This is a genomic window from Pseudomonas sp. LS_2 (assembly GCF_042709235.1).
Classification (GTDB): Bacteria; Pseudomonadota; Gammaproteobacteria; order Pseudomonadales; family Pseudomonadaceae; genus Aquipseudomonas.
Genome location: NZ_JAVAYC010000004.1, coordinates 204,143 through 217,223, shown reverse-complemented (window position 1 = coordinate 217,223; position 13,081 = coordinate 204,143). Strand labels below are relative to the sequence as shown.

10 protein-coding genes and 1 pseudogene are annotated in these 13,081 nt (G+C 62.7%); 5 read left to right on the top strand and 6 right to left on the bottom strand.

The genetic code is table 11. From position 1 onward, the window contains the following. Positions 1–48 precede the first annotated feature (48 nt). Complete coding sequence (locus RAC97_RS05655) at positions 49–681, bottom strand: LysE family translocator (RefSeq protein WP_375097799.1); 633 nt, start codon at positions 679–681, stop codon at positions 49–51. A gap of 144 nt (positions 682–825) precedes the next feature. Here RAC97_RS05655 and RAC97_RS05650 point away from each other — a divergent pair, with 144 nt between their 5' ends. Beyond that, complete coding sequence (locus RAC97_RS05650) at positions 826–1,308, top strand: Lrp/AsnC family transcriptional regulator (RefSeq protein ID WP_375097798.1); 483 nt, start codon at positions 826–828, stop codon at positions 1,306–1,308. Between the two features lie 25 nt (positions 1,309–1,333). Here RAC97_RS05650 and codA read toward each other — a convergent pair whose 3' ends face one another. Together codA and RAC97_RS05640 are read right to left on the bottom strand one after the other, a co-directional pair. Continuing rightward, positions 1,334–2,572, bottom strand: a complete 1,239-nt coding sequence (gene codA / locus RAC97_RS05645; protein WP_375097797.1) for a cytosine deaminase — start codon at positions 2,570–2,572, stop codon at positions 1,334–1,336. 104 nt (positions 2,573–2,676) lie between these two features. Next, entirely contained in the window at positions 2,677–2,967 is a 291-nt protein-coding gene (locus RAC97_RS05640; protein WP_375097796.1) for a DUF3077 domain-containing protein, read from the bottom strand. A gap of 390 nt (positions 2,968–3,357) precedes the next feature. Here RAC97_RS05640 and RAC97_RS05635 point away from each other — a divergent pair, with 390 nt between their 5' ends. The 3 genes from RAC97_RS05635 to RAC97_RS05625 are packed head-to-tail and all read left to right on the top strand — an operon-like array spanning position 3,358 to position 7,365. Further along, positions 3,358–4,308 (top strand): GlxA family transcriptional regulator, encoded by a 951-nt coding sequence (locus RAC97_RS05635; protein WP_375097795.1) that lies wholly within the window; start codon positions 3,358–3,360, stop codon positions 4,306–4,308. Between the two features lie 52 nt (positions 4,309–4,360). Next, the gene (locus RAC97_RS05630) at positions 4,361–6,652 is read left to right on the top strand and encodes an AAA family ATPase (protein WP_375097794.1); all 2,292 of its coding nucleotides are present in this window, start codon (positions 4,361–4,363) and stop codon (positions 6,650–6,652) included. Next, the gene (locus RAC97_RS05625) at positions 6,649–7,365 is read left to right on the top strand and encodes an HNH endonuclease (protein ID WP_375097793.1); all 717 of its coding nucleotides are present in this window, start codon (positions 6,649–6,651) and stop codon (positions 7,363–7,365) included. Before RAC97_RS05630 ends, RAC97_RS05625 begins: the two co-directional genes overlap by 4 nt. A 29-nt stretch (positions 7,366–7,394) precedes the next feature. Here RAC97_RS05625 and RAC97_RS05620 read toward each other — a convergent pair whose 3' ends face one another. Together RAC97_RS05620 and RAC97_RS05615 are read right to left on the bottom strand one after the other, a co-directional pair. Continuing rightward, on the bottom strand, positions 7,395–8,150 hold the full coding sequence (locus RAC97_RS05620) for a methyl-accepting chemotaxis protein (protein ID WP_375097873.1): 756 nt from the start codon (positions 8,148–8,150) through the stop codon (positions 7,395–7,397). A 102-nt stretch (positions 8,151–8,252) separates the two neighbouring features. Continuing rightward, a pseudogene (locus tag RAC97_RS05615) lies at positions 8,253–8,936 on the bottom strand (cache domain-containing protein); the annotation flags it as partial. A gap of 330 nt (positions 8,937–9,266) precedes the next feature. Between RAC97_RS05615 and RAC97_RS05610 the strand changes: the two are divergent. Continuing rightward, positions 9,267–9,923: a TetR/AcrR family transcriptional regulator gene (locus tag RAC97_RS05610; RefSeq protein WP_375097792.1), complete on the top strand. Its 657-nt coding sequence runs from the start codon at positions 9,267–9,269 to the stop codon at positions 9,921–9,923. A gap of 69 nt (positions 9,924–9,992) precedes the next feature. Here the strand turns inward: RAC97_RS05610 and RAC97_RS05605 are convergent, their stop codons facing one another. After that, a complete protein-coding gene (locus RAC97_RS05605; RefSeq protein WP_375097791.1) occupies positions 9,993–12,992 on the bottom strand; it encodes a type III effector HrpK domain-containing protein in 3,000 nt (999 codons plus the stop codon). Positions 12,993–13,081: the final 89 nt, after the last annotated feature.

Sequence of the window (13,081 nt, the reverse complement as noted above, 5' to 3'; positions counted from 1 at the left end):
AGCGGTCCAGGCAGCGAGGCGAACCGGCATTCTAGACCAAGGCCGGGGTCACTGGGGGCGACCGATCAGCGCCAGGCGCAACCCGAAGCCGATCAGCAAGGTCGCGAAGGTCCAGCGCTGCATCACCTGCATCCGTGGGCGACGTGCCATCCAGCAGCCCAGCGCTGCGCCGACCATCGCGTAGAACATATCGAACGCCAGGCCCACCAGCACCAATACCACTCCCAGCAGCAGGAACTGCCCTGCAACGTCGCCCGTGCCGGCTTCGATGAACTGCGGCATCAGCACCGAGCAGAACAGCAAGGCCTTAGGGTTGCTGATGTTGGTCAGCAGCCCGCGCCAGAGCGCCGCTTGGTAAGCGCGCCTTGGCACCGCCAGCGACCCGTCGAGCGCTGGCACCAGGCTTGGCGCCCGGGCGATGCGGACGCCCAGCCACACCAGGTAGGCCACGCCAACCGCCCGCACCACCTCGAACGCCCAGCCGACACTCTGCAACAGTACCGCCAGGCCCAACGCAGCCAAGGCGACATGCGCTACACGGGCGATTCCCAGGCCGATTGCAGTCGCCACGGCGAAGCGCCGACCCTGGCTGCTGGAAACCTGCAACACCAGGATCATGTCGGGCCCAGGCACCAGGTACGCCACCACCAACGCACCGATAAACAACTCCAGGTTTGCCATGTTCGCCTCGCTGTCGGGTGACTTTCCCAGGGAGAAAGCTTACCCGGCAGCCAAACATGACGCGTTGCGTATTACGCTACACACATCAGCATTATTGGCATATCGTGCCACTGGGAATTATTGATAACTAGGTTTATGCCAATCATGAAACTGGACAACCTCGACCGCCGCATTCTCGCCGCGCTGCAACGCGACGGCCGCCTGACCAACGTACAGCTGGCCGAGGAAGTGGGCCTGTCGCCCTCCCCTTGCCTGCGCCGGGTGCGCCTGCTCGAAGAAGCCGGGCTGATTCGCGGCTATCACGCCCAGCTCGATCGCGACGGTATCGGGCTGGGGCTGACGGTGTTCATCGGGGTGAAGGTGGAGCGGCACAGCGAAGCCTCGTCGAACGCCTTTCGCCAGGCGGTGATCGAGCTCAACGAAGTGGTGTCGTGCCATTTGGTGTCGGGAGAGTCGGACTTCCTGCTGCAGGTGGTGGTGCCGGACCTGCGCGCCTATGAGCGGTTCCTGATGGAGTCGCTACTGAAGGTGCCCGGAGTGAGCGACATCCGCAGCAACTTCGCGATCGCTGCGGTTAAGGAACAGACCGGCCTGCCGCTGGGGCACCTGCCGCAGGCCGCGACCTGAAGCCCCAGGGCTCGGGCAGCGGGCTTCAAGCGAAGCGTTCGACCTGCGCCGGCGTGCGACGCATCAACACCTTGCCACTGCGCACCGACACCAGCGCCTGCCCTTGGCTGCGAATCATCTCGTAGTCGTCCGGCGCCGAAAGCACCAGCAGGTTGGCCGGGCGCCCTACCTCCAGGCCGTAACGCTCGCCCAGGTTGAGCGTGCGCGCACTGTTGACGGTGACCAGGTCCAGCGAACGCCGGATATCCTCGTAGCCGAGCATATGGCAAATGTGCAACCCCGCTTCGAGAATGCGCAGGATGTTGCCATTGCCCAGCGGGTACCAGGGGTCGACGATCGAGTCCTGGCCGAAGCACACGTTCAAGCCAGCGCGATCGAGTTCGGCCACACGGGTCACGCCACGTCGCTTGGGGAAGTTGTCGAAGCGTCCTTGCAGGTGAATGCTCTCGGTCGGGCATGAGACGAAGTTGATATCCGCCAGCTTGAGCAAGCGGAACAGCTTGTAGCAGTAGGCATTGTCGTAGGAACCCATGGCCACGGTATGGCTGGCGGTCACCCTGGCGCCCATGCCACGCGCCCTTGCCTCCTCGGCCAAACTCTCGAGAAATCGCGACTGCGCATCGTCGGTCTCGTCGCAGTGCACATCCACCAGGCAACCACTGCGCTCGGCGAGGTCCATCAGGAACTTCACCGACGCCACGCCCTGTTCGCGGGTGTTTTCGAAATGCGGAATGCCGCCGACCACATCGGCACCGATGGCCACAGCTTCGCTCATCAGCGCGCGGCCATTGGCGTACGACTCGATGCCCTCCTGGGGGAAGGCGACGATCTGCAAGTCGACCAGGTGACGCACCTCGTCGCGCACCTCGATCATGGCCTTGAGCGCGGTGAGGTTTGGCTCGGTGACATCGACATGGGTGCGCACGAACTGTATGCCATGATCGACCAGCATGCCCAAGGTCTTCTTCGCGCGGGTCTTGATGTCTTCATGGGTGGTCAGCGCCTTGCGCTCGGCCCAGCATTCGATGCCTTCGAACAGCGTACCGCTCATGTTCCAGCGCGGCTCGCCGGCAGTGAGGGTGGCATCCAGGTGAATGTGCGGCTCGATGAAGGGGGGAATGACAAGGTTCTGCCCGGCGTCGATATCGTCGCGAGCCGGTATGACGGGGCCGAGTTGCGGGTCGATGGCGGCAATGCGCCCGCCGCCCAGCACGATGCGATAGAGGCCGTCCTTGCCGCGCAAGCGCGCATTGATGACATTCATGGGTCTACTCCTGGCCTTGTGGACTGCTCACCAGGAAACTATACACACCGGTTGCGCTGCTCGCCGAGTAGACCCCTGTTCACCGATTCAGATGTGGTGAGCGCTCAATCCCCCTTACCTGGCTCAACCAGTTGCCCCTCGATCATCGCCTTGGCCATGCCGCTCATATAGTGAGTGGCACGTAGCAGGACCGAGGTATCCGCAGGCCGGTCGATGGCCTGCCAGGTAAGCGCCGTGATGCAGCCCAGCATGACCGAGGTTTCCAGCAATACCTCGCGCATCGGCAACCCGGGTGTCGCTTGGACCCAGTTACGCGGCGCCCCCTTGGGCGCACGCCCTGCCACGCTGACTATTTTCAAGCCAGGTGTATTGTTCGGCTGATCGTCCTTGCTCATGCACACTCCTTGCCTGCACGGGTATGAGATAAAAAGAAGCCCGCCGCCTTTCAGTGTCTTGGCCAACCGACCAACCCACGCGAACCCTACGCAGGTTTCTGCCCGTGGGCCGGTTGGCGATCATGATGGAGTCGGCGAGCGACAAGGAGACTAGAGTGACCTGCCCATGGGTACAACGGGTTACCCAGTGGAAAATCTTCCTTTAGGAAACAACCTACATCCTCACCGGAAGAACAGGGAGTATTCCTACAGGAAAAGCTCAGCTTCCTATTTACCGATACACGCAAGCGCCGCCATATCCGCAAGGATTACTGCCACGACCTCTGCACGATATTGCACTGTCGGCCACCGCCCGTGAGAATCGGCTGACATTAATGAAGGACACGAACGATGCATACGGTCGCCTTGGTGGTCTACCCACAATTCCAGTCCCTGAGCCTGTCGGTTGCCTCGGTGTTCGAATGTGCCAATTTGCTGCGTGGCGAACCGCTCTACGGTTTCAGCCTGGTCTCGGAGCAAGGCGGCGCCGTGATGACCTCGCAAGGCTTTGCAGTGCATACCGAGGCGCTCGGCAGCGCGGCCTACGACACCATTATCGTCAGTGGCTATCTGGCCCTGGGCGACCCCAGCCCCGGGCTGCTGACGTGTCTGCGCACGGCAAGCCAACAGTCGCGACGTGTCGCCGCACTGTGCACCGGCCTGTTCGTGCTGGCCGAAGCCGGCCTGCTGGCGGGCCGGCGCGCTGCCACCCACTGGCTGCATGCCCCGGAATTCCGCAAGCGCTACCCCGAGGTGCAGCTGGAAGAAGACCGTCTGTTCGTGGTCGACGGCCAGTTCTGGACAGGCGCTGGTATGAGCGCCGGGGTAGACCTGGCCCTGGCGATGGTCGAGAACGACCTGGGTCCTGACCTGGCGCGCCAGGTCGCACGCAAGCTGGTGATCGCCCAACGCCGCGGCGCCGAGCATTCGCAGTTGTCGGCGCTGCTGGAAATCGACCCGAAATCCGACCGCGTGCAACTGGCCCTGGCCTACGCCCGCGAGAACCTGAGCAGCGACCTGTCGGTAGAGGCGCTGGCCGACGTGGCGCGCCTGAGCCCTCGGCAGTTCAGCCGAGTGTTCCGCGAGGAAACCGGCAAGACTCCGGCCAAGGCCATCGAGACCCTGCGGGTAGAGGCGGCGCGGGTAATGATGGAAACCAGCCGCCACCCGGTCGAGGTGGTAGCGCGCGCGAGCGGGTTCGGCGACCGCGAGCGGCTGCGCCAGGCGTTTCTGCGGGCCTACGGCAAGCCGCCGCAGGAGATGAGGGATACGTTGTTCGAGGCGGCTAGGGGCATACAGTAGTAGCGTTGGGCTATGATGCGTTCCCTCCCACTGGCCAGGTACTCCTCACCTCATGGACGAAAGCGTTTTTCTATTGAACAGGCTGCTCAGCGATGCATCTGCCCATCAGCTGGACGCCGGCATGGCCGCTCCGGACTTCCAGCAGTTGCTGTTGTACTGGCTCGCTACTCGTCTGATTGACTGGAAAAGCGAGGGGTGGCTCGAGGTGGTTGGAAAAAGTCCCTGGCGTGACTCCAAGAGCGGTGATGCACGCGCCAGCATACTTATGAACTACTGCGGTCGTAGCCAGAGGTTGAAGCTCGGGAACAGTCTCGACCCAGACGGCCTGCCTCGTCTTCTGGACGAGCATCTCGGCGAACTCAACTATGAAGAGCGCCTCGCGGTGTTCGACACGCTCTTCTATCGAATTCTTTCAACGATCGGAATAAATCGGCGCCATGCCCAGATCACCGCAGCATTGGCCAATGGCCTGGTACGCAGGGATGGCTTGATCGACTTGTATGGCGAAACCGGCGAGCCTTTTGTGGTCAACGACCAGTTGGACAAAGGTCGCCAGTTCTACAGTGCTCCAGAGACTATTCGAACGAATGACCTGCTACGCCTGCGGCTAGCAGTACGTCAGATCGAACTGCAAAAACTCGATAACAAGCGACAGGAGTTCGAGCACGACAGCCTGACGCTCCTGGAACTCAAGAGTGTTGGCGCAGGCTCGTTCGAAAGGCTGCACAAGCGCTTGCTGGATTCAACCCTGAGCGATCGCACACTAGTGGTGTTCAGACCTAATGCAGACACCGCCAAGCACCTCCCGCGCAACGTGATATCCCGGCTGCTCGACGACGACCTGCTCGAGGTCATTTTCAATTTCACCAGCTACGACACAAACGGAAGGCCGGTGCGCTTCTGCGGTTGGTTGTTGAACAACCACGCCAAGCTGCATGACTGGCAGACACTGGTCATCGATACACGCCATATTGCGAGGGCTAGCCGTTCGGTTTCCAATGAGCAACTCGCCTGGTTCGCATCGGCGGTAAGCGAACTCTGGGGCTCGCGCCATAAGTTCCGTATCGGACAATTTCCCCAGGATCACTTGGGCGCACTTCGAGGGCTATTCAGCCAGCACTTTTCAGAGGGCTATCAGGATGTCGACGGGTTATGCAGGGTCATGTCCGTGGAAAGAACCCTGCGAGGATTAACGGCTGGTCGCCAGATACCCCGCCCGGCTGTCGCCGTGGACGACCTTGCACTGCTGGACAAAACCGCACTGCTCGAACTGCTCGAACAAAAAGGCCAGGCCCCACTCTGCGCATACATCATCGGCAACAACGGTGCAGGTAAAAGCCTGTTGTTGGCCGCGATGGCGACACTCCTGCCGCAGCAGTCGCACGCATGCGTCGCTATCGCGAGCACGCCTGCCGACCGTTTTCCCGCGCAAAAGAAAAACCAGTATTACCGTTATCTGGGTAACCGAGCCTCCAAGGGCTCCTCGGCGAAAGCCAACGAGCAGAAGCTGCTCAGTCTGCTGACTGAAGCCTACGCAATAAAGGGGAACGGGCCATTATTCGAAAGCCTGCTGGAACCGCTTGGCTTGAAGCACCGCCTATATCTGGTTCCGCACTCAGAGCTGGGTGATCTGCTCCCCTCAAAGGAGGCCGAGCTCCTGGCGAAACCTCTTGAGAAAGCATTGAACTCTGATGGCACGCTTGAGCGCATGTCACTTGCGCTGTCCTGGCAACATAGCGGTCAAATGGTGACGTTCAATCAACTCAGCTCCGGCGAACAGCAAGTATTGCTGCTTCTGGGTAAGCTCGTTGCCAGCGCAGCCCCGGGAAGCATGCTATTGATCGACGAACCGGAAATAAGTCTCCACGTCCATTGGCAGCAACTGCTTCCCAGCCTGTTCAGCCGCATCGCCGAACTAACCGACACCCAGCTCTTGATTGCCACCCACTCCCCCACCCTGGTCGCCAACGCGCAGGACAACCTCAGCCACTGCTTCCTCGCCAAGGAAGGTGCTCTGGAGCGAATTTCAGCCGACCAGCGCCACTCCGTGGAAACGATCCTGCTCGAAGGCTTCGAAACCTACACGCCGCACAACCGCGAAGTAGCCGAGCGATGTGCCGCGTTGGTAGCCCAGGCGATAAGAACGACCAACCGTGATGAGGTCGACAGCTTGGCCGAGATGCAGAAGGCTCTGCTTGGAGAGCTGAAGAGCATGGCGACGATCATGGACGACTCGGGAATCACCGAGGATGCCCGCTACCGCCAGGATCTCGACCTGATCGAACAGGCCCAGCGCGCCATCCTCGAGACCTTCACCCTGGCTCGCGAAGAGGCCGTCGCGTGAAAAAGCCCATTACAAGCCGCAACCGCCTGGACCTACTGCTCAAGCTGCGCAAAACGGCCAGGGAAACAACCGATGATGTATGGGGTGAGCTCAGCAAAGACGAGGCAGTCAACAAGGACGTGAAGGCGCGTCTGCGCAAAAGCCTCAAGCGCCGCCAGGAGCCCCGTTGTTGCTACTGCAAACGCTGGCTGCTCAACCATGCCAGTGCCGCGCCTATAGAGCATGTGCTCCCGCGGGCCATTTACCCGCGCTTCTCGCTACGCGTACGTAACCTGGCAATTGTCTGTGTCGACTGCAACGCGGTTAAGAAAGCTGCGGACTGGGGCAAATTCCCCAAGCCCCACAAGCGCTACCCATCCCCCGAAACGATGCTGTTCTTCCATCCGCGCTACCACAAGTACGACGAGCACATACGCTTCCTTCGCCTGGAAACCAACCGCCAAGAGCTCGTCACCTACCATGGCCTTACGCCGCAGGGTCGCCACTTGTGCAATGAGTTGCTGAGCGGCGTGGTGGCCAAGCGCAGCCTGTGGCGCAGTTACCCCAAGCTCAAGGTGTGGCTACGCACGCTCGAGGAGCTTGAGGCGCAGCCCGAAACCAACCCACGCCCTGAACTGGAGGCGTTTCGTAATGCACTGGATGGGATAGTGGGGGAACGCCTGAAGGACGGCGGTAAGGCCCAAGCCTGGTGGGCCTTGCCCGAACAGAAGTAAGGGGCACGCAAAGTGCCCCCCTTGGACGATCAAATTCGGAACTGCCGCACCAACGCCCCCAACCGATCCCCCAACCCCGCCAGGTTGCGCGCCGTTCGCGCGCCCTGCTCGGTCTCGCTGGCCACGCTGTCGACCGCCGTGGCGATCTGGTGCACGCTGCGATTGATCTCCTCGGCGACCGCGGTCTGTTCCTCGGCAGCGCTGGCGATCTGCGCGTTCATCGCGTTGATGGTGGCAATCAACTCGGCAATGGCATCCAGCGACGCACCGGCCTTGTTGGCCTGTTCGCTGGTCAGCTCGCCCGCGTCGCTGGAGCGGCGCATCGAGGTCACCGAAGCCTGGGTGCCCTGTTGCAGGCGGTCGATCATGCCCTGGATTTCCTGGGTGCTCTGCTGGGTACGGCTGGCCAGCGCGCGCACCTCGTCGGCCACCACCGCGAAGCCGCGCCCGGCCTCACCGGCACGGGCCGCCTCGATGGCGGCGTTGAGCGCCAGCAGGTTGGTCTGCTCGGCGATCGAGCGGATCACATCCAGCACGCTGACGATCGACTGTACATCCTGCTGCAGGCTATCAAGCGACACGCCGCTGCTGCGGATGTCCTCCACCAGCGCATGAATGCGCTGGATGCTGCCATCCACCACACCCTTGGCGGCCTGCCCTTCGCTGTCGGTCTGCTGCGCGGCCTGGGCGGCGTTCTGCGCGCTCTTGGCCACTTCCTGGGCAGCGGCGGACATCTGGTTGATCGCCGTGGCCACCTGGTCGGTCTCGTGGCGCTGCTGCAGCATGGCCTGCTCGGAACGCTGCGCCTGGGCCGATACCTGGCCCACCAGCTCGGTGAGCTGGCCGGTCATCTCGGCGATCTGGCGCACCAGACCGTGGATTTTCTCGACGAAGCGGTTGAACGAGCCGGCCAGTTGCGCCAGCTCGTCGTTACCATTGACCGGCAGGCGCCGGGTCAGGTCGCCTTCGCCCGCGGCGATATCGTCCAGGTTGGCCTTGATATGTTGCAGTGGCCGCACCACGCCACCCGCCATCCAGGTCGCCAGGCCGCCGGCCACCAGCAGCAATACCAGCGCCAGGCCCACCATGCCCAGCACCAGGGTGTCGATGCGCGCGGCCATCTGTTCCTCGGACACCTGCGCCTGGGCGGCGATGTCGTCGAGGTTCACCGCCGTGCCGATCACCAGGTCCCACTTCTCCAGGTACTGCGCGTAGCCGAGCTTGGGCACCGGGGCGTCCTGGCCCGGTACCGGGAAGGCGTAGTCGAGGAAGTGGCTGCCATCGCGTGCGACTCGCACCAGCTCGTTGATCACCTGCACCCCGTTGGCATCGCGGAAATCGCGGAAGCTCTCGCCGATGCGCACGTCCTTGTCCGACCAGAACACCCGCACGCTCTTGGTATCGTAGCCAAAGAAGTAATCACCCTTGCCGAAGTTCATGCGCTTGAGCAGCGCCACCGCCTCGTCGCGCGCGCGCAGGTCGCCGGGGGCCGAGGCCTGGTAGATGCCGGCGATGGCGGCGTTGGCGATCTGCACGTAGTTTTCCAGCACCGCGCGGCGGTCCTGGTACATGCGGTCGCGGGTTTCCTGGGCTTGCTGGTCGGCCAGCTTGTGCAGGATCACCACGGTCAGGCCACTGAGCAGCGCCACCAGCAGCAACACCGGTATCACGCTGAGCAGGAGGATCTTGGTACGGAGGGTGAAGCGCATGGGGTGTGTTTCCTTGTTATTAGAGCCCGGTTCGACCGCGGGTACATGTCGCAAACCGTCCTACCTGGCCATCGTCGCGCCTGGGATCACCAGGCTGCGCGAGAGGTCCGTGCCGCCGTACCGCCATCCTGGCGAAAATAGAATAACGGGCGTTACGGTATCGCACGGTACTTTCACGTTTCTTGGACGTCAATGCCTTTTATACTGGGCGCCTTGAGGCGTTTTTGCGGGGCAGTTTTAGTAGTGGGACGGCACAGACAATTCGATGAGCGTGACGCCTTGGAGGCTGCACTAAAGGTGTTCTGGCAAAAAGGCTACGAAGGTACATCCTTCGAAGACTTGACAAGGGCCACGGGCGTGGCTCGGCCAGGTTTGTACACGGCATTCGGCAACAAGGAAGCCCTGTTCCGCAAGGCCCTTGACCTATATGGCACCAAGTATGTCGGCTATATGACGGAGGCGCTCGACGAGCCGACCTCGCTGGCCGTGGTAACCCGCATTCTGCGCGAGTGCGCCCGGGTACAAACGCTGCACCGCGACCACCTGGGTTGCCTGGGGCTCAATGGCGCGCTGGCCTGCTCGGACAACAACGAACGCATACGCCTGGTGCTGGTGGAGCGCCGGGCGGTAATGCAGGTGGGTTTGTGTCACCGACTGGAGCAGGCCCGCCGCGAAGGCGACCTGCCCGGGGACACCGACTGCGCGGCATTGGCTGCGTACGTGATGGTAGTGATCCAGGGCATGGGGGTGCAGGCGAAATCCGGTGCCAGCCGCAAGACCCTCGATACCGTGGTGGACCAGGTGCTGATGACCTGGCCCGGCGTAGAGCAGCCACAGGCGCGGCACTGAGACTTCAGCGTATGGCACGGGCTTGTCCCGCGATCCAGGGCGAAGCCCTGGCCATAACTCAACGCCCCCTCAGGACGTCCACTCCTCGCCACCCGGCCAGTCCTCGACCGGAATGTCGCTGATGGTCCCGTCCTTGACCCCATCGATGCCATACCGCTCGATCGCATCGCCCAGCACGTCACCGAACTTGCTGGCCTTCTCCTGCTGCTGACCCTCCTTGACCAACGCCGGAATGAACGCCCCCAGCGCCGCCACCCCTGCGCCGAGGAAGCCCAGCACCCCGGCGGCGCCGGCCAACGCCGGGAGGAAGCGCGGCAGGTTCGCGCCCAGCAGCCCCAACCCACCTTCCAAGGCCGAGGCGCCGCCAGCCAGCACGGCCAGGGAGCCGGCCGTGATGCTGAAGCCCCCGGTCAGGGTATCGCCCCGGCGAATGGCCCCGACCCCATCGAAGATCCCGTAGGCTCCTGCAGCCACCCCCGCCAACCCGCCAATCCCCTTGGCCGCCTCTTCGAATTTGTTCGCAACCAGCGCGGCGTTCTTGCTGTCCTTGACGTTGTCCTTGATCTGGTCGAGCAAATCACCCGGAAGTTTGCCGTCCTTGATGTCCTTGAGCGACTGCTCACCATTGCTGATGGCCTTCTCGAGATGCGTCTGGTAACCCTTGGTACCGCCTTCGATCAACACCGTGGCGGTCTGCACCGAACCTGTGGCGATATCCACGATATTTCGGTCGGTGAGCTTGTTGCCGTTCTGCACCCCGCGCGCAATCGTGACCCCCGACAGGAAAAGCCCGCTCACCCCGTGCATCACCCCACTGCCGTATGCGCCCTTGGCCGAGCCATTGGGGTCGAACTTCTGTAGCTTGTCGAACTTGTCCAACGCCTTGGTGCCCTGGCGCAGCATGTCCCAGTTGCCGCGGAACCCCGCCACGACCTGGTCGGTGGTGGCCACGCTGCCGTCCTGGTTCATCAACAGCTCAGGGCTTTCGCTGCGCATCTGGTCGACCAGTTCGCGCACCTTGTCCTCGTCCAGCTCGCCGCTGCCATCCTTGCCGAAGGCGGTTTTCAGGTCGTCGAAACTGGCGTCCTTGAACAGGTTTTCCTGGACGATGGTGGAGAAGTTGTCGTTGAACTGCTTGTCATACTGCGCGGTGAATTCCGGGTCCAGCGCCGCGTTGTACAGCGCCGCTTCCATGCTGAAGGCCGACACCGCCTGCTCGGGGGTGTGCTCTTTCATCAGCTCGCGCAGGCGATCGCCGCTGGCCAGCTGGTCTTTGTAGAAGGCCTTGAACTCATCGCCATGGGCAGACTTGCCCACCGCCGTCTGGATCGCCTTCGGGTCGTCGATGCCCAGCATCGATTGCAGGCTCGAGGCGGTGGCGTAGAACTGGGTGAGCGCGGCGGTCTGGTCGGTCTTGCCATCGGCCGTGGCGCCCTCCCAGGCCTTGTCCAGGGTCTTGCCGGACTTGACCTGGTCTTCATAGGTCTTGGTGACCGCATCCTTCAGGCCCGGGCTTTCCTCGAACAGGGTCTTGATTGCCTCGTCGCCCGCTTTCTTCAGGTACTCGGCGGTGGGCTTGTCGTTCTGCAGGATGGAAATGTGCTCGCTGATGTCCTGCATCAGTTTCTCTGGCTCCCACACCGCGCCGGAGCGGTTGGCGATGGCCACCTTGCCGTAATCGTCGCCCCACATGCCCGCCTTGGCGCCACCGAGCACCAGCGTCTGCGCTTGCTGCAAGTCGAGCAGCACCGCAGCCTTTTGCTCGGCGCTGTAGTTGCCTGGGTTCTTGAACACGTCCTCGCCCAGCTTGCTGGTGTCTACCTTGCGAGTGACATTGCCCGCCGCAACGCTTGTGAGCAGGTCGGTCAGGCCCTGCGCGTCGTTGGGCGCCGAAGCGCTGAGCCAGCTGTTCACGTCCTCGCTGCTGACCTTGCCATCGGCGCTGCCAGCCAGCGGCTTGGCGGCGGTGTCGAGCAGTTTGAAGGCGCCTGGCTGACTGAAGAAGTTCAGCGCTTGCTTTTCCTGCTTGCTCAGTTGCGGGTTGTCGCGCAGATAGTCCTTGATGTTCTGCTGGGTCAGCGTGCTGCCAGCGTCGGTCTTGCCGGCGATGGAGTCGAACCTGGCCTGCACGATCGCCGCATACTGCGCCGTCTGCTTGGAGCCCGCGTCGGCGTCGGGGTTGGCCTTGAGGTAGCTCTTGTAGCCTTCGAGCTGGTCTGGGGCCTGGGCCTTGGGCAATGACTCGAAGCCGTACTTGCCTAAGTCCTGCAAACGCCCGGCCTCGGTGTCGTGCTTGGCCTCGCCGCTTTTGGTGAAGCCGTCGATGCTGGAGTTGGCCACGCCCTCCCCGCTGCGCGCCTTGCCATCGCCATCGAAGCCCACCACCCGGTCGAGCACCTGGATGGCGCGGTGCGCGGCGTCGGCGTCGTGCTCGAAGTCGCCGACGCGCTCCTTGAGCATGTCTTTGACAAAGCTCTGGTTGCCCAGGTTCTTGAGCAACGGGTTGGCCTCGATGATGTCCTTGGCAGAACGCTTGTCGCCCTCCGGAAGCTGCCACTGGATACCTGCCGCCTCGGCCTGCTCGCGGGCGGCGGAGTCGTCATTCACCGCGCTCACATGCTTGAGTTCGCCCTTGAGGTTGCCCCAGCCGTACTTGCCGAAGTCCTGCAGGCGCCCGGCCTCGGTGCCGTGATAGGCATCGCCGCCCTTGCTGAAGCCATTGATCTTGTCGTTGCCGATATCGTCACCGACCAGCCGTGCGCCAGATTCGTCGAAGCGCTCGACATGGTTCAGCACCTGGACGGCGCGGTAGGCAGCGTCGGCATCGCGCTCGAAGTCGCCGACCCGCTCCTTGAGCTTGTCCTTCACGCCGCTCTGGTTGCCGAGGTTCTTCAAGAGCGGGTTGTCGTCGATGATCTGCTGGGCCGAGCGGTTATCGTCGCCAGGGCGCTGCCACTCAATGCCCGCGTCCCTGGCCTTGGCGCGGTCGACGGCGCTGCCCCATTCGGCCTGGGAATCCTTCCTGGCAGCAGACTTGACCTCGGGGGCGTTGGAAACGGACGTGGACATACGCGACTCTCCCTGCGTGTAGCGCTGATGAAGTGAATTGGCCTACAGGGGAAAGGATGCAGATGACCGAGCGATGACAGGCGCAACCG

Bases quoted from the DNA above. Each gene is read 5' to 3' on its own strand.
- RAC97_RS05635 (WP_375097795.1), top strand. From the start codon at position 3,358: ATGCATACGGTCGCCTTGGTGGTCTACCCACAATTCCAGTCCCTGAGC.
- RAC97_RS05610 (WP_375097792.1), top strand. From the start codon at position 9,267: ATGCCTTTTATACTGGGCGCCTTGAGGCGTTTTTGCGGGGCAGTTTTA.
- RAC97_RS05655 (WP_375097799.1), bottom strand. From the start codon at position 681: ATGGCAAACCTGGAGTTGTTTATCGGTGCGTTGGTGGTGGCGTACCTG.
- RAC97_RS05640 (WP_375097796.1), bottom strand. From the start codon at position 2,967: ATGAGCAAGGACGATCAGCCGAACAATACACCTGGCTTGAAAATAGTC.
- RAC97_RS05650 (WP_375097798.1), top strand. From the start codon at position 826: ATGAAACTGGACAACCTCGACCGCCGCATTCTCGCCGCGCTGCAACGC.
- RAC97_RS05605 (WP_375097791.1), bottom strand. From the start codon at position 12,992: ATGTCCACGTCCGTTTCCAACGCCCCCGAGGTCAAGTCTGCTGCCAGG.
- codA (WP_375097797.1), bottom strand. From the start codon at position 2,572: ATGAATGTCATCAATGCGCGCTTGCGCGGCAAGGACGGCCTCTATCGC.
- RAC97_RS05620 (WP_375097873.1), bottom strand. From the start codon at position 8,150: ATGCTGCAGCAGCGCCACGAGACCGACCAGGTGGCCACGGCGATCAAC.
- RAC97_RS05630 (WP_375097794.1), top strand. From the start codon at position 4,361: ATGGACGAAAGCGTTTTTCTATTGAACAGGCTGCTCAGCGATGCATCT.